This window comes from Streptomyces sp. DH12, from assembly GCF_020873895.1.
GTDB lineage: Bacteria > Actinomycetota > Actinomycetes > Streptomycetales > Streptomycetaceae > Streptomyces.
The window spans coordinates 168611-190334 of the sequence record NZ_JAHWGT010000011.1 but is presented as its reverse complement, the minus strand read 5'-3'; the positions used below and the strand labels follow the sequence as shown (position 1 = coordinate 190334).

The following is a 21724-nucleotide window of genomic DNA, read 5'->3' as shown; positions in this document are numbered from 1 at the left end:
CGCGGCGGCATCGTCGACGAGGAGGCGCTGTACGCGGCGCTGAAGGAGGGCCGCGTCGCGGGCGCCGGCCTGGACGTGTACGCGAAGGAGCCCTGCACGGACTCCCCGCTGTTCGAGCTCGACCAGGTGGTCTGCACCCCGCACCTCGGCGCGTCCACGGACGAGGCCCAGGAGAAGGCCGGCATCGCGGTCGCCCGCTCGGTGCGCCTCGCCCTCGCCGGCGAGCTGGTCCCGGACGCGGTGAACGTCCAGGGCGGCGTCATCGCCGAGGACGTCAAGCCGGGCCTGCCGCTCGCCGAGCGCCTCGGCCGCATCTTCACCGCCCTGGCGGGCGAGGTCGCGGTCCGCCTCGACGTCGAGGTGTACGGCGAGATCACCCAGCACGACGTCAAGGTCTTGGAGCTGTCGGCGCTCAAGGGCGTCTTCGAGGACGTCGTCGACGAGACGGTCAGTTACGTCAACGCCCCGCTGTTCGCGCAGGAGCGCGGCGTCGAGGTGCGGCTCACCACGAGCAGCGAGTCCCCCGACCACCGCAACGTCCTCACCGTCCGCGGCACCCTCGGCAGCGGCGAGGAGGTCGCCGTCTCGGGCACGCTGGTCGGGCCCAAGCACCTCCAGAAGATCGTCGCGGTCGGCGACTTCGACGTCGACCTGGCGCTCGCCGACCACATGGTGGTGCTCCGCTACGAGGACCGCCCCGGTGTCGTCGGCACCGTCGGCCGCATCCTCGGCGAGGCCGGCCTCAACATCGCCGGCATGCAGGTCTCCCGCGCCGAGGAGGGCGGCGAGGCCCTGGCGGTCCTCACCATCGACGACACCCTGCCGCCGGCGGTCCTCGCGGAACTCGCCGACGAGGTCGGCGCCGTGTCGGCCCGATCCGTCAACCTGGTCTGACGCCGCAGCGCCCCCGACGCCCCCGGCCCCAGCCAGCGGACGTCCGGAGCCTGACGGACCCTCCGGTGCCCCGTCCGCGACCCGCGGACGGGGCACCGCTGCGTCCGTCGGGCGGGCGGGTGCGCGGGGCCGGCGGGCGGTACCGGGCGGGTGCGTCCGTCTCATGCCTCGTCTCAGGCCCCGTCCATGCCCCGTCTCAGGCGCCGGAGGCGGGTGCCGCGGGCCGGGTGGACGGGGCCGCCGCGCCGGTACGGGGCACGGCCGCCAGGCCCAGCAGGGTGAGCGCGGTGAACACCGGCCAGTACCAGGGGCCGGCCAGCAGCGCCCCGGCGGGCGCCCCTCCCACCAGCACCACCAGCCCCGCGAGGGACGACATGGCGCCGGTGTACAGCCCCAGCCGCCGCTCGTCCACCAGCTCCGGCAGCCAGGCCCGCACCGCCGGCGAGACCAGCATCTGACCGACGGCCAGCAGCACCACGAACACCGCCGCCGGCCACAGCCCGCCCACCGGCCGCAGCGCCCCGGCGGCGGCGAAGGCGGCCGCCACGGCCACCAGCCCGGCCCGCACCGTCGTCCGCCAGGACCAGCGCGCGGCCACCCACCGCTCCAGCGGCAGCTGCCCGGCGACCACCAGCACCGACGACAGCGCGAACAGCCAGCCCACCGCCGCCTGCGAGCCCGTGGCCCGGCCCACCTCGGCCGGCAGCGCGAGGTACAGCTGGTTGTACGCGAGGAGGTACGCCGCGTAGACCGCCGTCAGGCCGAGGAACGCCCGGTGGCGCAGGACACCGCCGACGCCCGGCCCCGCGAGGCCGCCTTCCGGGAGGCCGCCTCCGGCGGGGCCCGCTCCGGCGGGGCCCGCTCCGGCGGGGCCCGCTCCGGCGGGGCCCGCTTCCGTACCGCTGCCACCCGTGACGCCCGCCGCCGCACGGCGCGGCATCAGCCGCGCGTGCCCGGCCAGCACCACCGCGAAGACCACCGCCCCCGCCACGCACGCCACGCGGAACCGGCCCGACAGCAGCACCGCCCCCAGGACCGGCCCGGCCAGCGCGCCCGCCTGGCCCGCCGCGGCGAACCGGGCCGGCAGCCGGGTACGGGGCAGGCCGGTCGACCGCTCCAGCCGCACCGCCTCGCGGACCACCTCCGACTCGACCGCCGGGGAGAACAGGGCCGCGGCGAAGCCCACCAGCACCACCGCGCCGACCACCGCGCCCGCGCCCTGCGCGACGGCGAGCCACCCGAAGCCCGCCACCCGCAGCGCGCACCCGGCCAGCACCACCGGGCGCGGCCCGTAGCGGTCGGTGAGCGCGCCGCCCACCACGAACAGCCCCTGCTGGCTGAAGGTGCGCAGCCCGAGCACCAGCCCCACCAGCCAGCCGCCCAGGCCGAGCGTGCCGCCCAGGTGCTGGGCGAGGTAGGGCAGCACGGCGAAGAAGCCGACGTTGAACGCGAACTGGCTGCCGACGAGCAGCCGCGCCAGGGGGCTCACGAGACCCGCTCGATCCGGCCGGCCCGCATCTCGGCCACCCGGTCGGCGAAGTGGCGCACGAGCGCGGGGTCGTGGCAGATGAACAGAGAGCCGAGGCCCAGCCGCTCCCGCAGGTCCACCAGCAGGTTGAGCACCCCCGCCCGTACGCCCGGGTCGAGCGCCGACACCGGTTCGTCCAGCACCAGCAGGCGCGGGCCGCTCGCCAGCGCCCGCGCGATGCCGGCACGCTGGCACTGGCCGCCGGACAGCTCGTACGGCCGCCGGTCGCCGAGCGCCGGGTCGAGTCCCACCGTCTCCAGCAGCTCGGCGACCCGCGCGGGCCCGGTCTCCCGGTCCCAGCGGCCCTGCACCCGCAGCGGCTCCGCGACCGCGTCGCGGACGCGCAGACGGGGGCTGAGCGAGCCGTACGGGTCCTGGAACACCGGCTGCATCGCCGGGCGCAGCGGCCTCAGCTGCCGCTCCGTCAGGCGCGTGATCTCGCGCCCCTCGAACCACACCTCGCCCGCGTCGGGCCGCCGCAGACCCAGTACGGCGGCGGCGGTCGAGGACTTGCCGCACCCCGAGGGGCCGACCAGGGCGAGGGTCTCCCCGGCGCGCAGCGTGAACGACACGCCGTCCACGGCGGTCACCGGGCCGTGGCGGACCACCAGGTCGCGGACGTCGAGCAGGGGGGCCGGGGCGGCCGGGGCGCTCACACCGCCTCCGCGAACAGCTCGCCGGGCGCGTCGGGCAGGTGCTCGGCCCGGTCGCAGGAGACCTCGCGGCCGTCCACCGGACGGGGCAGGGGCGTGCGGGTGAGGCAGCCGGCCTCGGCCGCCGGGCAGCGCGGCGCGAACGCGCAGCCCGTCGCCGGCTCCCCCGGCGGGGGCGGCGCGCCGCCGATCGTCGGCAGGTACCGGCTCCGGCCGGCCGCCGTCCCCGGCGCGGAGGCCGGCAGACAGGCGAGGAGCCCGGCCGTGTACGGGGCGCGGGGGCGCTCCAGGACGTCCCGCACCGCGCCGGACTCGACGTGCCGCCCCGCGTACAGGACGAGGACCCGGTCGGCGTGGTCGCGGACCGCGTCCAGGTCGTGGGTGACGAGGACCAGCGCCGCGCCGGTCGCCGCCCGCTGCGCGGCGAGCAGCTCCAGCACCAGGGCGCGGCGGTCGGGGTCGAGCGCGGTGGTCGGTTCGTCGGCGACCAGCAGTTCCGGTTCGTTGACGGTGGCCATCGCGATGACCGCCCGCTGGCGCATGCCGCCGGACAGCTCGTGCGGGTACGCCCCGGCGCGGGCCGCGGGGACGCCGACGCGGTCCAGGGCGGCCGCCGCCCGGGCGCGCGCGGCGGCGCGGGACAGCCCGCGCACCGACCGTACGGCGGCGGCGAGTTGGTCGCCGACGGGGTGGACGGGGGAGAGGGCGGAGAGCGAGTCCTGCGGGACGAGGGCGACCCGCCGCCCCCACAGCGCGGCGAGTTCCCCGCGCCGCGCCCCGACCAGCTCGGTGCCGCGCAGCCGGACGCTGCCGGCCGTCCGCGCCCCGGGCGGGACGAGACCCAGCAGCGACCGCGCGGTGAGGGACTTGCCGGCGCCGGACTCGCCGACCAGGGCGAAGGCCTCGCCGTCGTGGACGTCGAAGCCCACCCCGCGTACGACCTCGGCCCCGCCGACCGAGATCCGCAGGTCGCGTACGGAGACGAGCGGCGGGCGGGGCGGGGCGCCGGGCGGCCGGACCGACGGCGGGCCCGCCGGGACCGTGGCCGGTGCGGAGGTGGAGGCGGAAGGGGAAGGGGAGGGGGAGGCGGAAGGAGCGGCAGGTGAGGGCGTGGTGGGCGCGGTCGTGGCGGCAGGGGTGGCCGGGGTGACCACGGCGGTCGGAGAGGTCGGAGAGGTCGGAGAGGTAGGAGAGGTCGGAGCGGCCAGGGCGGCCGGGGCCGCCGGAGCGACCCGGGTGACCGCGGTGGCAGGGGTGACGGTCGCCGGGGCCGATGCCCGGTCGACGGACCGCCGGGCGGGTGCGTCGGCCGGCGAGCCGCCGGTGACGGAGGCGTCCGGCCGTACCGCCGGGGCCACGGAACCGCCCGGCGTCCCGTCCGGGGCGCCGCCGACGGAACAGTCCGCGGGGGCGCCCGTCGGCCGGTCGACGGGCGGGGCAGCCGGCATGGGGCCGGAGGCGGCCCGGGCGGCGCAGGTGGTCGGGGAGGCCGCCGCCGTGTGCCCCGGGGCCGCCGGCCCGGCGGGTGCGGGCGCCGACGCCGCAGCGGAAGCGGGGGCGGGGGCGGACGTACGGGTGGACGGGGGGCCGGGCAGGTTGTCAGTGGGCACGGGGCGCCGCCTTACGGAGCGGGGAGCGCGGGAAGCGCGGGAAGCGGGGGCGGACCCGGGGCGGCGCGGTGCCGGGGCGGCGGGCCGGGCGGGCGCGGTCGGACGAGGCGTAGGCGGCGAGCGAGACCGCCAGCGCCGCGAGCCACGCCAGGGCCGCCGCCGGCGCGAGCGCCGCCCACGGGGCCCGCTCCACGTACGCGCGCGACTCGTCGAGCAGCAGTCCCCACTCCGGGGAGGGCGGCGGCGCGCCGAGGCCGAGGAAGCCGAGTGAGGCCAGGGCGAGCGCGACGCCCGGCAGCCGCAGCACGGCGTGGCGGGCGACCGGCCCGGCCACCGACGGCAGCACGTGCCGGGTCAGCACCCAGCCGGGGCCGGCTCCGATCGCCCGCTGCGCCAGCAGGAAGCCCGACGCGCGGACCTCCTGGACGAGCGCGGCGGCGTGCGCGGCCAGCGGCGGCCAGGAGACCAGCGCCACGGCGGTGGCCGCGCCCGCGGTGCCGGGCCCGGCCGCCGCCGCGACGAGGATGCCGACGATCACCGGGGGCAGGGCGTTGGCGATGTCCGCGGCTCCGGCGGCCACCGCGGGGACGAAGCCGAGCAGCACCGCGACGAGGAGGCTCAGCGCGCACACGGCGGCGGCGGTCCCGGCGGTCGACGCCGCGCCGTGGCCGAGCCGGGCCAGCACGTCCCGGCCGAGGCCGTCCGTGCCGAGCGGGTGCGCGAGCGACGGCGGGGCGAGCCGGGCCGCCGTGTCCACGGTGTACGGGTCGCGCAGCAGCCCCCAGAGGACCACCGCCGCCAGCACGGCGGCCAGGGTGGCCGGCACGGCCGGCCCGACCCGCGCCGGCCGGGGCGGGGGCGGCGCCAGCGCGGCGTCGCGCAGCCCCGGGCCGAGCAGCCGGCGGCGCACGAGCGCCGCCGCCGCGCCCACCGTCAGGCCGAGCAGCAGCAGGGCGAGGACGGCGCCCTGGAGGAGCGGCAGGTCCTGCGACCGGGCCGCGCCCAGCGCCGTACGGCCGATCCCGGGCACCGCGAACACCGTCTCGACGGCGACCGCGCCCCCGGTGAGCCCGACCATGACCATGCCGCCCTGCGGAACCAGCGGCGGCAGGGCCCGCCGCAGCGCGGCGCGGACGATCAGGGCGCGGCTCACCCCGGAGCCGCGCCACAGCTCGACCCAGCGTTCGCCGAGTACGGCCGGGAGGGCGTCGGCGGCCAGCCGCCCGAGCAGGCCCCCGGCCGGCACGCCCAGGGCGAGGGCCGGCAGCACGAGGTGGGCCGGGCCCTGCCAGCCCGCCGAGGGGAACCAGCCGAGCCAGACGGCGCCGACGACGAGCAGCACCGCGGCGAGGAGGAACTCCGGTACGGCGGCGAGCACCGCGGCGACGGTGCCGGACGTGCCGCGCCCCCGTACCAGGACGGGCACGGCCAGCGCGGCGGCGACCACCAGGGCCACCCCGAGCGCCGCGCCCATCAGGCCCAGCGACACGCGCAGGCCCGCGGCGACGGACGGCAGGACGTCGGCGCCCGACACCCAGGAGGCGCCGAGGTCGCCGCCGAGCAGGCCGCGCAGCCAGGTGCCGAGGAGGGCGAGCGGACCGGCGTCGAGCCCCAGGTCGGCGCGGACGGCGGCGAGCGCCTCGGCGCTCGGCTCCTGCTCGGCGTACCTGGCGCGCAGCACGGTGAGCGCCGGGTCGCGGCCGGAGAGCCAGGGCAGCAGGCCGACCGCGGCCAGCACCGCCGCGAGGGCCAGGGCCCGGACGCCGGCCGCGACCCCGCGCCGGGGGCCGGCGGCCCCGCTCACCCGCCGGTGGCGCACGGCGGCCCCGCCCCCGCCCTGGCGGCGGACGGCGGCCCCCGCGGCCCCGCCGGCCCGCCGGGGGCGGGTGACGGCCTCGGCGCGCCGCCGCAGGCGGGTGGCGGCGCTGACCCGCCGGCGCGGGCGGGCGCCGCTCACTTGACGTACGTGTCGGGCGTGACGAGCAGCCGCTCGCGCGGGTCGTGCGCGGCGCCCACGACACCGGCGGCGTCGCCCTGGACGACCCGCTCGTGCAGCAGCGGCACGGCGGCGTCGGTGGCCAGGACGGCCGCCTCCGCCGCCATGACCGCCCTGCGGCGGGTGTCCCCGGCGGGCGCGTCGGCGGCCTTGCGCAGGGCGGCGTCCACGGTCGGGTCGGCGAGCTGGGAGAGGTTGAAGGAGCCCTCGGAGGAGAAGTCGCTGAACAGGTAGGCGGCCGGGTCGCCGGAGTCCAGGACGGTGGCCCGGGACAGGAGGAACGCGTCGAACGCGCCGGCCAGCGCGTCGCCCTCGATGGCGGCGTACTCGCGCACGTCGAGCCGGACGGTGAACCCGGCGGCCCGAAGCTGCTGCTGGAGCGCCTGCGCGACCTCGGGCAGCTCGGCGCGGTCGGTGAAGGTGCCGATGGTGATCACCGCCCCGCCCGGGTCGGCCGCCGGGGCGGGGGTACGGGCGGGGCGCAGGTCGTCGGCCCACGTCACGGCGGGCCCGAGCAGCCCCTGGGCGAGGTCGGCCCGGCCCTCGTACACGCCCTCGACCAGGGGCCGGGCGTCGACGGCCCGGCGCGCGGCCGCCCGCAGCGCCGGGTCGCGGAAGGGCCCCTTGCGGGTGTTGAGGTACAGGGTGTTGGTGCGGGGCATCGGGACCTCCGTGACGAGGTCCTGGTCGAGCAGGGCCGCCTGGGAGACCGGTACCGCCTCCACGATGTCCGCCTCGCCCGTGCGCAGCGCGGCGGCGCGGGCGGTGCCGTCGGGGACGAACGTCACGTCGATGCCGGCCGCCTTGGCCCTGCCGCCCCAGTAGCCGTCGTACCGGTCGAGGGAGGCGGAGGTGGTGCCGTCGACGCGGGTGAGGCGGAAGGCGCCGGTGCCCGTGCCGACCGGGTCGACCGTCTTCCCCCGGTACGCCCGCGCGGAGAGGATCGACAGCTGCGGGGAGCTGAGCCGCTGGGGGAGGAGGGGGTCGGCGGCCGGGGTGGTGAGCGTGACCGTCCGGCCGGAGGCGCGCACGTCGAGCCGGACGCCGTCGAGGATGCGGGGCTTGGGGGAGGCGCCGGCCGCGCGGGTGAGGGAGCGCTCGACGTCGCGGGCGGTGAGCGGGGTCCCGTCGTGGAAGGTCACGCCGTCGCGGAGGGTGAAGGTCCAGCCGGTGCCGTGCCGCTTCCAGGAGGTGGCCAGGGCCGGCCGGGCGTCGCCCTCCTCGTCGAGGACCACCAGGGTCTCGGCGGTGGACCAGCGGGACAGCTTGAAGGCGTCGTCGGAGAGCGGCGACAGCCCGGACCGGGGCGGGTTCATCATCGCGACGCGGACGCGTCCGTCGCCGCCGCGCGCGGCGCCGTCGCCGTCCGGTGCCGCCGCGAAGCAGCCGGTGAGCAGCACGGACGCGGATATCAGCGCGAGCGCGGAGGTGAGGGGACGACGCACGGGGGCACCCTTCAGGGGCGGTGGGGCGGGGATGCCTGGACCGTAGCAAATGATTACGGTTTTCAACAACGGGCCGCGATCCGCACCCCACCGGGCGCTGCCCGCCCCTCGCCCGTGCCCCCTACAGGCCGCGCGCCTTCAGGGCCATGTGCAGCAGCAGCCGGTCCTCGCCGCTGTCCAGGTCCAGGCCGGTCAGCTGCTCGACCCGGGAGAGGCGGTAGTACAGCGTCTGCCGGTGGATGCCGAGGGCGGCGGCCGTGCGCCCCGCCTGGCCCGCGCAGTCGAGGAAGGTCTCGGCCGTGCGCGCCAGTTCGGCGTGGACGGGGGCCAGCAGCGGCCGTACGGCGGCGTCGTCGCGCACCTCCGCGGGCAGCGCGGTGAGGAGCCGGTACGGGCCGACGGACGACCAGGGCGCGACCGGCCCCAGCCGCGGTTCGGCCAGCGCCGCGCGGGCCGCCGCCGTCGCCTCGGTCCAGGCCGCCGGCAGCTCCGCCAGTCCGCGCCGCGGGCCCGCGACGCCCGCGACGGCGCCCGGCCCCGCCGCGTCGCACAGCCGGCCGCCGGCCGTCACGGCGGGGGAGAGCGCCTCGGCCGCCCGCAGCCGCACCAGGGCGGCCACCGCGTGCCGGCCGGGCGCGCAGCCCCCGCCCGGTTCGCCGCGTCCGCCCGCCGCCTGCCCGCCGGAGGGAGCGCCCGGGGCGGGCCACGGCACCGTGCACAGGGCCGCCGCGCCCGGGGCCGTACGGACCGGCGGGGGATCGTCCCCACCCGGCCACGGGGCGACGCACACCACGGCGTGCAGCCCCTCGGCGCCCGGCCCGAGCGCCGCGCGCAGGGCGGCCAGCGCCAGGTCGGACTGCCAGTCCCGCTCGGCGGTGAGCGCCGCCCGCAGCTCCCGGGACAGGTCCGCCGAGGCCCGCTCCTCGTCCGCGAGGAGGGCCCCGACGCGCGCGGCCACCTCCATGGCCGCGTCGAGCCGCTCCGGAGCGGGTCCCGGCGAGGCGTCGAGCAGCCAGACGTACCCGAGGACGACGCCGCGGTGGCGGACGGGCAGGCAGAGGCGGTCGCGGTTGACGCCCGCCTCCGGGGCGGCCGGGATGCGCACCGGGCCGGTCGCCCGGGCGATGCCGAACCCCTCGAACCACGCGCGCACCGCCGGGGTGGACTTGCGGGTGAGGATCGAGCGGGTGCGGACGGGGTCCATCGCCGAGGCGTCGTCGCTGTCGTGCGCGCCGAAGGCGATCAGGCCGAAGTCCCGGTTCTCCAGCGTGGCCGGGGCGCCCAGGAGCGCCGAGATCTCGTCGACCAGTTCTTGGTAATCCGCCTTCACCCGGACATTCTGCCACCTCTTCAGACAGATGTCTGAGATCCGCGGCACGGATGCGTGACAGCTGTCGATGGCCCGCGTCCGGGGCGATCCTTAGGTTTCACGGTGGTTCTCCGTGCCGTTTCCGCAGCGTCGGACGACGGCCGTGTCCGTCCTGTTCCCCATCCGTGTTCGTTGGAGGTGCCCCGTGCTGGGTCCCGTGATCCTCGCCGCTTCGCGCAGTGACAAGATGCGCCGCATCGTGTCGGCGGCCCCGGTGACCAAGCCGGTCGTCAACCGGTTCATCCCCGGTGAGACGGTCGACCAGGTCGTCCCCATCGTCACGGACCTCACGGACAAGGGCCTGGAGGCCACCCTCGACGTCGTCGGCGAGGACATCACCACCCCCGAGCAGGCCACCGCGGCCCGCGACGCCTACCTGCGGCTGATCGAGCGGCTCAAGCCCCTCGGCCTCGGCACGAGGGCGGAGATGTCGGTCAAGCTGTCGATGTTCGGCCAGGCGCTGGAGGGCGGGCACGAGCTCGCCCTCGCCAACGTCCGCCCCGTCGTCGAGGCCGCGGCGGAGATCGGCACCACGGTCACCCTGGACGCCGAGGACCACACCACCCTGGACTCGATGTTCGCCATCCACGAGGAGCTGCGGAAGGACTTCCCGCAGACCGGCTGCGTCATCCAGGCGTACCTCTTCCGCACGGAGGAGGACGCCCGCCGCCTCGCCGCGAACGGCAGCCGCGTCCGGATCGTGAAGGGCGCCTACAAGGAGCCGGCCTCCGTCGCCCACCAGGACAAGGCGGAGATCGACAAGGCGTACGTCCGCGTCCTCGGCACCCTCATGGCGGGCAGCGGCTACCCCATGATCGGGTCGCACGACCCGCGGCTCATCGCCATCACCCAGGAGCTCGCCCGCCGCCACGGGCGCAAACTGGACGAGTACGAGTTCCAGATGCTCTACGGCATCCGCAGCGAGGAGCACGTGCGCCTCGCCGCCGAAGGGCACCGGATGCGCGTCTACACCGCGTACGGCACCGACTGGTACGGGTACTTCATGCGCCGCCTCGCGGAGAAGCCGGCCAACCTGCTGTTCTTCGTCCGCTCGATGATCACCAAGAACTGAAGGAGTTACGGAACTCATGGACGCTGTGACCCAGGTCCCCGCTCCGGTCAACGAGCCGGTCCACACCTACGCCCCCGGCTCGGCCGAGCGCATCCGCCTCGAGGCCAAGCTCAAGGAGCTGTCCGAGAACCCCATCGACCTGCCGATGACCATCGGCGGCGTCAAGCGGATGGGCGGCGGCGAGCGCGTGGACGTCGTACAGCCGCACAACCACGCCAAGGTCCTCGGCACCTTCGCCGGCGCCACGCAGGCCGACGCGCAGGACGCGATCGACGCGGCCCTCGCCGCCGCCCCGGCGTGGCGCGCGATGTCCTTCGACGACCGCGCGGCGATCATCCTGCGCGCCGCCGAGCTGCTGGCCGGCCCGTGGCGCGAGACGATGGCCGCCTCGACCATGCTCGGCCAGTCGAAGACCGTCCAGCAGGCCGAGATCGACACCCCGTGCGAGCTCGTCGACTTCTGGCGCTTCAACGTCAAGTACGCCCGCGACCTGCTCGCCGAGCAGCCGCCGGCCAACTCCCCGGGTGTGTGGAACCGCCTCGACCACCGCCCGCTGGAGGGCTTCGTCTACGCGATCACCCCCTTCAACTTCACCGCCATCGCCGGCAACCTCCCCACCGCCCCGGCCCTCATGGGCAACGTGGTGGTCTGGAAGCCGTCCCCCACGCAGACCCACGCCGCCGTGCTGCTCATGCAGCTGCTGGAGGAGGCCGGCCTGCCCAAGGGCGTCATCAACCTGGTGACGGGCGACGGCATCGCCGTCTCCGAGGTGGCCCTGAACCACCCGGAGCTCGCCGGCATCCACTTCACCGGCTCGACCAAGACCTTCCAGCACCTGTGGAAGACGGTCGGCAACAACATCGAGAAGTACCGCGGCTACCCGCGCATCGTCGGCGAGACCGGCGGCAAGGACTTCGTCGTCGCCCACCCGAGCGCCGACCGCGCCATCCTGAAGACCGCGCTGACCCGCGGCTCCTTCGAGTACCAGGGCCAGAAGTGCTCGGCGACCTCCCGCGCGTACATCCCCGCCTCGATCTGGAACTCCGGCTTCAAGGAGGAGTTCGCGGCCGAGGTCGACGGCATCAAGATGGGTGACGTCACCGACCTGACGAACTTCATCGGCGCCGTCATCGACGAGCGGGCCTTCGCCAAGAACAAGGCCGCCATCGACCGGGCGAAGGAGGACCCGACCTGCACGATCGTCGCGGGCGGCACCTACGACGACTCCGTCGGCTACTTCGTCCGCCCCACGGTCGTCGAGTGCACCGACCCGGCCAACGAGGTCTTCACCACCGAGTACTTCGGCCCGTTCCTCGCGGTGTACGTCTACGAGGACGAGCAGTACGACGCGATGCTGGAGCAGATGGAGGCCGTCTCGGCGTACGCCCTGACCGGCTCCGTCATCGCCCAGGACCGCGCCGCCGCCGCGTACACGATGGACAAGCTGCGGTTCGCCGCGGGCAACTTCTACATCAACGACAAGTCGACCGGCGCCGTCGTCGGCCAGCAGCCCTTCGGCGGCGGCCGCGCCTCCGGCACGAACGACAAGGCCGGCGCCCCGCAGAACCTCATGCGCTGGACCCTGACCCGCGCCATCAAGGAGACGCTGGTCCCGCCGACCGACTACACGTACCCGCACATGGGCTGACCCGCGCCCACCCCGACACCGCCCCCCTCCGGCCCCCACGCCGGTCGGGGGCGGTTCCCATGCCGGGCCCCCGGCCGGCGGGTGGCGCGAACGTGCGGTACGCCGGGCCCGCCGGGGCGCGCGGATGCGACAGTGGGCGGTATGAGTGACCGCCTCCGCACCGCCCACACGCACGAGTTGGCCCCCGCCGAGCAGGAGCGGCTGCGCGCCGCGCTCGACGACTTCTTCGACGGCGACTTCTCCGACGAGGACTGGGAGCACGGCCTCGGCGGGGTGCACGCCTGGGTCGAGGACGCCGACGGGCGGATCGTCGCGCACGGCAGCGTCGTCATGCGCCGGGTCGTGCACGCCGGGCGCGCCCACCGCGTCGGCTACGTCGAGGGCGTCGGCGTCCGCGCGGACCGGCGCCGGCAGGGCCTCGGCCATCTGGTGATGGAGGCCCTGGAGGGCGTCGTCGACCGGGCGTACGACTTCGGCGCCCTGTCCGCCTCGGACGAGGGCGCCCTGCTGTACCGCTCGCGCGGCTGGCAGCTGTGGAAGGGCGCCGTCCACGGGTACGGCCCCCACGGCACCGTCCACCTGCCGGACGAGGAGGACAGCACCTTCCTGCTCCCCGCCGCCGGGCGCCCGCTCCCCGCCCCGGAGGACGGACCGCTGCTCTTCGACTGGCGCGACGGCGACGTGCTGTGACCCGGCGGCGGCGACGTGCCCGACCCGGCGCCGGCGGCGACCGGCCGTGACCCGGCCGCGCCACGTGCTGTGACGGGACGTGGTGCTCTGGCCATGCCTCGTCTCAGATAGTAGGAAGTCCGAGTATTCGTGGAGACAGCCGAGCCGCGCTCGCCTACGTTGGGAGGAGCCGAACGTCTCGCTCCATCAGCGAACGGCGGTCGAGAGCGCGGTGCCCCCTTGGCAGGCCACCCCTGCGGCAGCGCTCCCCGCCCCTTCCGGCGCCTCCCCAGCCGTTGCCCTGAAGGAGTCGCACCATGAGCGCAGTCACCGCCGTCCGCCGCGTCCGCCGCCACGCCGCCGCGCGCCCCGCCGACACCGACCGCAAGAACGCCGCCGCCGCCCTGCAGCGCGCCCTGGACCGCCGGGACAACGGCGGCTCCACCGGCCACTGACCGTCCGCGCCCCGGTCCCGACACGCGGCGTCCGTCCACATGATGGACGACGCGTGTCAGGCAGTGGGACGAAGAGTAGGGTGCGGCCATGTCTCGCAGCATCAATCTCGCAGTGATCCCCGGTGACGGCATCGGCCAGGAGGTCGTGGCCCAGGGACTCAAGGTCCTCCGTGCCGTCCTTCCGCAGGACGTGAAGCTGGAGACCAAGGAGTACGACCTCGGCGCCCGGCGCTGGCACCGCACCGGGGAGACCCTCCCCGACGCGGAGCTGGAGGCCCTCAAGGGCCACGACGCCATCCTCCTCGGCGCGATCGGCGACCCGTCCGTGCCCTCGGGCGTCCTGGAGCGGGGCCTGCTGCTGAAGCTCCGCTTCGCCTTCGACCACTACGTCAACCTGCGTCCGTCGAAGCTCTTCCCGAACACCGCGACCCCGCTCGCCGGGAGCCCGGCCATCGACTTCGTCGTCGTGCGCGAGGGCACCGAGGGCCCCTACACCGGGAACGGCGGCAGCCTGCGCACCGGCACCCCCGCCGAGGTCGCCACCGAGGTGAGCGTCAACACCGCGTACGGCGTCGAGCGCGTCGTCCGCGACGCGTACGAGCGGGCCAAGGCCCGCCCGCGCAAGAAGCTGACCCTCGTCCACAAGAACAACGTGCTCGTGTACGCCGGCCACATGTGGAAGAAGATCTTCGACCGGGTCGGCGAGGAGTACCCCGAGGTCACGACCGACTACCTGCACGTGGACGCGGCGACGATCTTCTTCGTCACGCAGCCCGAGCGGTTCGACGTCATCGTCACCGACAATCTCTTCGGCGACATCCTCACGGACCTCGCCGCCGCCGTGACCGGCGGCATCGGCCTGGCCGCCTCCGGCAACATCAACCCGGCCGGCGACTTCCCGTCGATGTTCGAGCCCGTCCACGGCTCCGCGCCCGACATCGCGGGGCAGGGCAAGGCCGACCCGACCGCGACCGTCCTGTCCGTCGCGCTGCTCCTGCGCCACCTCGGCCACGAGGCGGAGGCCGTCCGCATCGAGGAGGCGGTCACCGCCGACCTCGCGGCGCGGACCGGCGCCGCCGCGCGCACCACGGACGAGATCGGCGACGCGCTCGCGGTACGCGTGGCGCACTGACCCGCCGCCCGCACGTCAGCAGGGACAGCCGCCGGGTCGCACCGCACCCGGCGGCTTCTCCTGTGCCGCCCCGGGTGCCACCATCGAACCCCGGACCGCGGTCACACCCGTTTCCCCGGCCCGGCCTCCCGAGCGATAATCGAACGCGGGGCCGCGGCATGCGGTGATGCTCGGACGTCCTGGCAGCAGCAGCGACAGCGGCTGGAGCGGCGTGAGCGCGGTCCGTCACACACAACCGGTGAAGGACAAGCACTCATGACGACGCCAACGACGATCGAGCTCAAGCCCTCCTCGAACCCGCTGTCCGCCGTGCAGCGCGAGGCGATCCTGGCCAGCCCCGGCTTCGGCCGCCACTTCACCGACCACATGGTGACGATCAAGTGGACCGAGGGCCGCGGCTGGCACGACGCCCAGCTCACGCCGTACGCGCCGCTCTCCATCGACCCGGCCAACATGACCCTGCACTACGCGCAGGAGATCTTCGAGGGGCTGAAGGCGTACCGCCGCCCCGACGGCTCCGTCTCGCTCTTCCGCCCGGAGGCCAACGCCGAGCGGTTCCGCCTCTCCGCGCGCCGCCTCGCCATGCCCGAGCTGCCCGTGGAGACCTTCGTCGCCGCGTGCGACGCCCTGGTCCGGCAGGACGAGGCGTGGGTGCCGCCGCACGGCGGCGAGGAGTCCCTGTACCTGCGCCCCTTCATGATCGCCAACGAGGTGGGGCTCGGGGTCCGCCCGGCCAACGAGTACCTCTTCATCGTCATCGCCTCCCCGGCCGGCGCGTACTTCCCCGGCGGCGTGCGTCCCGTCTCCGTCTGGCTGTCGGAGAACTACGTCCGCGCCGTCCCCGGCGGCATGGGCTTCGCCAAGACGGGCGGCAACTACGCCGCGTCCCTGCTCGCCCAGGCCGAGGCGGCGGCGAAGGGCTGCGACCAGGTCGTCTGGCTCGACGCGCTGGAGCACCGCTGGGTGGAGGAGATGGGCGGCATGAACCTGTACTTCGTGTACGGGAACAGGATCGTCACGCCCGAGCTGACCGGCTCCCTGCTGGCGGGCATCACCCGCGACTCGCTGCTGCGGGTCGCCCGCGACCTCGGGTACGAGTCCGAGGAGGGCCGCATCTCCACCGACCAGTGGCGCCGCGACGCGGAGGCCGGCACCCTCACCGAGGTCTTCGCCTGCGGCACCGCCGCCGTCATCACGCCGGTCGGCACGGTCAAGTCCGAGAAGGGCGACTGGGTCCAGGGCGACGGGCGGCCCGGCGCGGTGACGCTGGAGCTCCGCAAGGCCCTGCTGGACATCCAGACGGGCGCGGCGCCGGACCCCCACGGCTGGACGCACCCGGTCGCCTGATCCGCGACGGCGGCCCGCCCCGGTCCCGTACGGCCGGGGCGGGGCGGGCCGCTGCGCCCCGGCCGTACGGGACGGCCCGGGACCGCTCCGGGGCGGCCGGGCGGCCCGTCACGGCCCCGCGGCCCCGGGCGCCGCGACCACCCCGGACGCGGGCACGCCGGCCCCCGGCGCGGACGGCACGGCCCCCGGCGCGGGGGCTCCGGCGTCCGGCTCGGACGGCACGGCCCCCGGCGCGGCCGCCCCGGCGTCCGGCGTGGTGGCGGGCCGCCCGTCCCCGCCCCGTACCAGCAGCGCGTACGCCACGCCCCCGACCACGCCCGACAGGACGAAACCGCAGTCCACGCCGCCGGTCAGGGCCAGCAGCGGACCCTCGTACACCGGCGTGGACACACCCGCGAGCCCGGCAGCCGCGCCCAGCGCCCAGGCGGCCGTCGCGCCCGGGTGCCACCCGGCGCGGAACCAGTACGCACCGCCCCGGGCCCGCCGGTTCAGTACCTGGAGGGCCTCCGCGTCGTACCGGCCCCGGCACCGGACGTGCCCCATCAGCGTGATCACGGCCCACGGGGTGCCGACCGCCGTCAGCAGCAGCACGAACGACGTCATGGCCGACCGGGCGTCCCACGCGAAGTGGCCGAGGAACACGAACGCCGTCGCCACTGCGGCGACCACCAGCGTGGCCGCCGTACGCGTCGCGCGCGGGAGGATCGCGTCCAGGTCGAGCCCCATCGAGTACAGCATCAGCCCGGCGTTGCCCACCGACCCGGCGCCCGCCGCGAGGAGCAGCGGCAGCAGGTACCACGCCGGCGCGGCCGCCACCAGCGGCCCCGCGTAGTCCGCGCCGGCCCGCGCGGCCAGCGCCGTGACCGTGCCGAACAGCTGCGGGACCAGCAGCCCGAGGAAGAGCCCCGCGCAGGTCGCCCACCACACCGTCCGGGCGTTGTGGCGCCGCGGCGAGACGTACCGCGTGTAGTCGCCCAGCAGCGTGATGAACGCGACCGGGCCGCTCAGCCCGGCGGCGACCGCGGAGAGCAGCCACGTCGGCCAGAAGGAGCCGAGCAGGTACGGCGCGTCCGGCGGCGCGGCCGCCGTGAAGTCGCCGGCGTACGCGACGAGCCCCAGCGCGAGCAGCGCGGTCATCCCGACCGCCAGGACCCGGCTCAGCCGCAGGAGCAGCCGGTAGCCGTACACCGCCGCGACCACCGTGCAGCCGGCGAGCAGCGCGTACACCGCCGTGTGGGCGGCGCCGCCCGTCGGGACGCCGAGCAGGCGGGCGAGCGCCCCGAGGGCCACGTCGCCGCCGATCCACAGCGTCAGGGCGGTGTAGCCCAGCGACAGCAGCAGCCCCACGACGGAGCCGACGAGCCGGCCGCGCACGCCGAAGAAGGCGCCGGACGAGGTGGAGAGGTTGGTGGCGGTGCGCAGCGAGACGAGCGCGAGCGGCGCCGTGACGAGGACGCCGAGGACCGTCCCGGCGACCACGGAGGTGACCGCCGGCCACAGGCCCAGGCCGAAGGAGACCGGCAGCCAGCCGAAGACGATCACCCCCAGGCAGAGGTTGGACCCCAGCAGGATCGCGACCAGGTCGCGTGGTCCGCTGGTGCGTTCCGCCTCGGGGATGGTGTCGACGCCGTGTCGTTCGATCGGCATGGGGCCTCCTGTGTGTCCGGTCGAGCCGTCCGGGTCCCGTCGCTTTAGAGTGGCGCTCAATGTGACGCATCCCGAGGAAGCTCGTCAATCCTTTCGTTCGGTGGCGAGGGATGGTTAGAGTGTTGCTCTAAATCTTGTGCACGCCAGGAGGTGTGAAGGACGTGCGACTGACCCCCACGGAACGCGACCGGCTGCTGCTCTTCGGTGCCGCCGAACTCGCCCGTGCCCGCCGCGCCCGTGGACTGCGGCTCAACGTCCCCGAGGCCACCGCGCTCATCGCCGACACGGTCTGCGAGGCGGCCCGGGACGGTCGGCGCCTCGCCGAGGCCATCGCGGCGGCCCGCTCGGTCCTCGGTCCGGACGACGTCCTGCCCGGCGTCGCCGACGTGGTCACCGAGGTCCACGTGGAGGCCGTCTTCGACGACGGCTCCCGCCTGGCCGTCGTCTCCGACCCGATCGGCGGCCCGTCCGCCGGCGAGGACGCCCCGGGCGCCCTGCTGCCGGGCCCCGGCTACCCCGAACCCGTACCGGAGGTGCGGCTCACCGTCCGCAACACCGCGGCCGTCCCCGTCAGCGTCACCTCGCACTTCCACTTCTTCGAGGCCAACCCGCGGCTGCGGTTCGACCGCGCGGCGGCCTACGGCATGCGGCTGTGCGTCCCGGCCGGCTCCTCGGTCCGCTTCGGCCCCGGAGAGGCGGTCGAGGTGGGGCTCGTGCCGATCGGCGGCGCCCGCACGGCGATCGGCTTCGCCGGCCTGGTCGACGGCCCCCTGGACGCGCCCGGCGCCCGCGAGGAGGCGCTGCGCAGGGCCGCCGCCTGCGGCTACCTCGGCGCCGGAGACGACGAACCGGAGGAGAACGCCTGATGGACCCCTACGAGTACGCCTCGGTGCACGGCCCCCGCGCCGGCGACCGCGTCCGCCTCGGGGACTCGGGACTCACGGTCCGCGTCGAGTCGGACGCGCAGCGGCCCGGCGACGAGTTCCTCGCCGGCTTCGGCAAGACCGCCCGCGACGGACTGCACCTGAAGGCCGCCGCCGTCCGCGACACCTGCGACGTCGTCATCAGCAACGTCCTGGTGATCGACGCCGTCCTCGGCATCCGCAAGGTGTCCATCGGCATCCGCGAGGGCCGCGTCCACGCCGTCGGCCGGGCCGGCAACCCCGACACCCTCGACGGCGTCGACGTCGTCGTCGGCACCGGCACGTCCATCGTCTCCGGCGAGGGCCTGATCGCCACGGCCGGCGCCGTCGACACCCACGTCCACCTGCTCTCGCCCCGCATCATGGAGGCGTCCCTCGCCTCCGGCGTCACCACGATCATCGGCCAGGAGTTCGGGCCGGTGTGGGGCGTCGGCGTCAACTCGCCCTGGGCCCTGCGCCACGCCTTCAACGCCTTCGACGCCTGGCCCGTGAACATCGGCTTCCTGGCGCGCGGCTCCTCCTCCGACCCGGCCCCCCTCGTCGAGGCCCTCGCCGAGGGCGGCGCGTCCGGCTTCAAGGTCCACGAGGACATGGGCGCCCACACCCGCGCGCTCGACACCGCGCTGCGCGTCGCCGAGGACCACGACGTGCAGGTCGCCCTGCACAGCGACGGCCTCAACGAGTGCCTGTCCGTCGAGGACACCCTCAGGGTCCTGGAGGGCCGGACCATCCACGCCTTCCACATCGAGGGCTGCGGCGGCGGCCACGTCCCCAACGTGCTGAAGATGGCGGGCGTCCCGAACGTCATCGGCTCCTCCACCAACCCCACCCTGCCCTTCGGCCGCGACGCGGTCGCCGAGCACTACGGCATGATCGTCTCCGTCCACGACCTGAAGACCGACCTGCCCGGCGACGCCGCCATGGCCCGCGACCGGATCAGGGCGGGCACCATGGGCGCGGAGGACGTCCTGCACGACCTCGGCGCCATCGGCATCACCTCCTCCGACGCGCAGGGCATGGGGCGGGCCGGCGAGACGGTGCGGCGGACCTTCGCCATGGCCGGGAAGATGAAGGCCGAGCTCGGCCCGCTCGACGGCGACGGCGAGGGCGACGACAACGCCCGCGTCCTGCGGTACATGGCCAAGCTGACCATCAACCCGGCCATCGCCCACGGCCTCGCGCACGAGATCGGTTCGATCGAGGTCGGCAAGCTCGCGGACATCGTGCTGTGGCGGCCGGAGTTCTTCGGCGCCAAGCCGCAGCTCGTCCTGAAGTCCGGCTTCCCCGCGTACGGGGTCGTCGGCGACCCGAACGCCGCCACCGACACCTGCGAACCCCTGGTCCTCGGCCCGCAGTTCGGCGCGCACGGCGCGACGGCCGCGGACATCTCCGTCGCGTTCGTCTCCGGCGCCGCCGCCCAGCTCGGCGCCGACCGGATGCCCACCCGCCGGCGCCGTGTCGCCGTGCGCGGCACCCGCGGCATCGGCCCCCGCGACCTGCTCCTCAACTCCCGCGTCGGCGAGGTCGGCGTGGACGGCCGCACCGGCCTGGTCACCCTCGACGGCGAACCGGTCCGCTCCGAGCCCGCCGACTCCGTCTCCCTCAACCGCCTCTACTTCCTCTGAGGACCCACCCCATGACCTTCCGCATGCCCCCCGAGTGGGCGCCCCACGAGCGCACCTGGATGGCGTGGCCCACCGCCAACCCCACCTTCACCACCCCGGACGAGCTGGCCGAGGCCCGCTCCGCCTGGGCGGCCGTGGCCCGTGCCGTACGCCGCTTCGAACCGGTGACCATGGTCGTCGCCCCCGGCGACGCGCCCGGCGCCCGCGACCTCCTCGGCGTCGGCGTCGACCTCGTGGAACGCGACCTGGACGACGCCTGGATGCGGGACATCGGGCCGACGTTCGTCACCGACGGCACCCGGCTCGCCGCCGTGGACTGGGTGTTCAACGGCTGGGGCCAGGCCGACTGGGCGCGCTGGGAGCACGACGCGAAGATCGCCCGGCACGTCGCCGACCTCGCCGGCGTCCCCGTCCACAGCAGCCCCCTGGTCAACGAGGGCGGAGCCGTCCACGTCGACGGCGAGGGCACCGTCCTGCTCACCGACACCGTCCAGCTCGGCCCCGAGCGCAACCCCGGCTGGACCCGCGCCGAGGTCGAAGCGGAGATCCACGCCAAGCTCGGCACCAGCAAGGCCATCTGGCTGCCGCGCGGCCTCACCGGCGACTACGGCACCTACGGCACGCGCGGCCACGTCGACATCGTCGCCGCCTTCGCCCGCCCCGGCGTCGTGGTCGCCCACACCCAACCCGACCCGGCCCACCCCGACCACGAGCCGTGCAAGGCCAACGTGGAACTGCTGCGCCGGCAGACCGACGCCCGGGGCCGCCGCCTGGAGGTCGTCGAGGTCCCGGCGCCCACCGTCCTCCAGGAGGACGGCGAATGGGTCGACCACTCCTACATCAACCACTACCTGTGCAACGGCGGCGTCGTCCTGTGCGCCTTCGACGACCCGCGCGACGAGATCGCCGCCGGCATCTTCCGCCGCCTCTTCCCCGACCGCACCGTCACCCTGGTCGACGCCCGGACGATCTTCGCCGGCGGCGGCGGCATCCACTGCATCACCCAGCAGCAGCCGAAGGTCTGACGCGCCGACCCGCAACCGGCGCCCGGCGCCGGCGGCGGCCGGAGGCCGGGGAAATCGCTGGTCAGGTCGGGGGAGCGGCTGACACGCTGGGCCCATGACCCACCCGTCACCGGCCTCCGGCCCGACCCCGCCCTCCGGCCCCGCCGCGCCCTCGGAGTACGGCATCACCCGCATCTACGTGCTCTCCGAGGACGCCTGGCACCTGGAGCTCGACCACCGGGACGAGCGACGCCTGCTCACCGCGGTGATCCCGGACGAGGACCCGCGGCGGGAGCCGTCGTTCCGCCTCGGCCGCCCCGGCCGGCACCACGAGGTGCCGTACGAGGTCGTGCGCGGGTTCATGGCCGAGGTGGCGGAGGAGGTCGAACGCTGCCGCGCCTGGACGCGGCTGCCGCCCGCCGCCGTCGACGCGGTCGTCCGGCTGCGCGAGGTCGTGTACGACGGTTGGGGCGACGAGGACCGCCCCGCCCTCCTCGCTCTGCTCTCGCAGACGCTGCCACCCGACCAGGTGGCGGCCGTGGCCTCGGAGGTGCTGGGCGTCGGGCACGCCGAGGTCCTGGCCGATCTCGCCGCGCCTCCGGCGACGACCGCCCGGGACGTGGCCGCGCTGCGGGAGCGGATGGCGGAGGCCGGGCGGGCATCGGGTACAACGGACGGGTGAACGACGCCAACGCCCGCGCCGCCCG

18 protein-coding genes are annotated in these 21724 nt (G+C 75.9%); 11 read left to right on the top strand and 7 right to left on the bottom strand.

Features of this window, described 5'->3' with window-relative positions; all coding sequences use genetic code 11:
• Nucleotides 1–894, top strand: an 894-nt coding sequence (locus tag LPA54_RS13000; RefSeq protein ID WP_228976988.1) for an NAD(P)-dependent oxidoreductase, incomplete at its 5' end; no start/stop codon positions are given.
• Between the two features lie 196 nt (nt 895–1090).
• On the opposite strand, the gene LPA54_RS12995 is transcribed toward LPA54_RS13000, so the two are convergent.
• The 6 genes from LPA54_RS12995 to LPA54_RS12970 all read right to left on the bottom strand — a co-directional run bounded on the left by LPA54_RS12995 (nt 1091) and on the right by LPA54_RS12970 (nt 9456).
• A complete protein-coding gene (locus LPA54_RS12995) occupies nt 1091–2383 on the bottom strand; it encodes an MFS transporter (RefSeq protein ID WP_228976986.1) in 1293 nt (430 codons plus the stop codon).
• Nucleotides 2380–3078, bottom strand: coding sequence for a dipeptide/oligopeptide/nickel ABC transporter ATP-binding protein (locus LPA54_RS12990; protein ID WP_228976984.1), 699 nt, complete (start codon nt 3076–3078; stop codon nt 2380–2382). The genes LPA54_RS12995 and LPA54_RS12990 overlap by 4 nt, the downstream gene beginning before the upstream one ends.
• On the bottom strand, nt 3075–4685 hold the full coding sequence (locus LPA54_RS12985) for an ABC transporter ATP-binding protein (RefSeq protein WP_228976982.1): 1611 nt from the start codon (nt 4683–4685) through the stop codon (nt 3075–3077). Before LPA54_RS12985 ends, LPA54_RS12990 begins: the two co-directional genes overlap by 4 nt.
• Complete coding sequence (locus LPA54_RS12980; protein WP_228977007.1) at nt 4675–6489, bottom strand: ABC transporter permease subunit; 1815 nt, start codon at nt 6487–6489, stop codon at nt 4675–4677. The genes LPA54_RS12985 and LPA54_RS12980 overlap by 11 nt, the downstream gene beginning before the upstream one ends.
• Nucleotides 6490–6638: 149 nt before the next feature.
• The gene (locus LPA54_RS12975) at nt 6639–8126 is read right to left on the bottom strand and encodes an ABC transporter substrate-binding protein (protein ID WP_228976980.1); all 1488 of its coding nucleotides are present in this window, start codon (nt 8124–8126) and stop codon (nt 6639–6641) included.
• A gap of 121 nt (nt 8127–8247) precedes the next feature.
• A complete protein-coding gene (locus LPA54_RS12970; RefSeq protein ID WP_228976978.1) occupies nt 8248–9456 on the bottom strand; it encodes a CdaR family transcriptional regulator in 1209 nt (402 codons plus the stop codon).
• Between the two features lie 184 nt (nt 9457–9640).
• Here LPA54_RS12970 and LPA54_RS12965 point away from each other — a divergent pair, with 184 nt between their 5' ends.
• The 6 genes from LPA54_RS12965 to LPA54_RS12940 all read left to right on the top strand — a co-directional run bounded on the left by LPA54_RS12965 (nt 9641) and on the right by LPA54_RS12940 (nt 15818).
• Nucleotides 9641–10567, top strand: coding sequence for a proline dehydrogenase family protein (locus tag LPA54_RS12965; protein ID WP_228976976.1), 927 nt, complete (start codon nt 9641–9643; stop codon nt 10565–10567).
• A gap of 16 nt (nt 10568–10583) precedes the next feature.
• Nucleotides 10584–12215, top strand: a complete 1632-nt coding sequence (gene pruA / locus LPA54_RS12960) for an L-glutamate gamma-semialdehyde dehydrogenase (protein ID WP_228976974.1) — start codon at nt 10584–10586, stop codon at nt 12213–12215.
• A gap of 141 nt (nt 12216–12356) precedes the next feature.
• Nucleotides 12357–12905, top strand: a complete 549-nt coding sequence (locus LPA54_RS12955) for a GNAT family N-acetyltransferase (RefSeq protein ID WP_228976971.1) — start codon at nt 12357–12359, stop codon at nt 12903–12905.
• A gap of 296 nt (nt 12906–13201) precedes the next feature.
• A complete protein-coding gene (locus tag LPA54_RS12950) occupies nt 13202–13339 on the top strand; it encodes a hypothetical protein (RefSeq protein WP_228976969.1) in 138 nt (45 codons plus the stop codon).
• A gap of 88 nt (nt 13340–13427) precedes the next feature.
• A complete protein-coding gene (locus LPA54_RS12945) occupies nt 13428–14471 on the top strand; it encodes a 3-isopropylmalate dehydrogenase (RefSeq protein ID WP_228976968.1) in 1044 nt (347 codons plus the stop codon).
• Nucleotides 14472–14726: 255 nt separating this feature from the next.
• Nucleotides 14727–15818, top strand: a complete 1092-nt coding sequence (locus tag LPA54_RS12940; RefSeq protein WP_228976966.1) for a branched-chain amino acid aminotransferase — start codon at nt 14727–14729, stop codon at nt 15816–15818.
• A gap of 108 nt (nt 15819–15926) precedes the next feature.
• On the opposite strand, the gene LPA54_RS12935 is transcribed toward LPA54_RS12940, so the two are convergent.
• Nucleotides 15927–17465 (bottom strand): cytosine permease, encoded by a 1539-nt coding sequence (locus LPA54_RS12935; protein ID WP_228976963.1) that lies wholly within the window; start codon nt 17463–17465, stop codon nt 15927–15929.
• 161 nt (nt 17466–17626) lie between these two features.
• Between LPA54_RS12935 and ureA the strand changes: the two genes are divergently transcribed.
• From ureA to LPA54_RS12915, 4 genes are all read left to right on the top strand, one after another.
• Nucleotides 17627–18331, top strand: a complete 705-nt coding sequence (ureA, locus tag LPA54_RS12930; protein WP_228976961.1) for an urease subunit gamma — start codon at nt 17627–17629, stop codon at nt 18329–18331.
• Nucleotides 18331–20013, top strand: a complete 1683-nt coding sequence (locus LPA54_RS12925; protein ID WP_228976960.1) for an urease subunit alpha — start codon at nt 18331–18333, stop codon at nt 20011–20013. The genes ureA and LPA54_RS12925 overlap by 1 nt, the downstream gene beginning before the upstream one ends.
• Before the next feature lie 11 nt (nt 20014–20024).
• Complete coding sequence (locus tag LPA54_RS12920; protein ID WP_228976957.1) at nt 20025–21038, top strand: agmatine/peptidylarginine deiminase; 1014 nt, start codon at nt 20025–20027, stop codon at nt 21036–21038.
• Nucleotides 21039–21132: 94 nt separating this feature from the next.
• On the top strand, nt 21133–21699 hold the full coding sequence (locus LPA54_RS12915; protein ID WP_228976955.1) for a hypothetical protein: 567 nt from the start codon (nt 21133–21135) through the stop codon (nt 21697–21699).
• Nucleotides 21700–21724 lie beyond the last annotated feature (25 nt).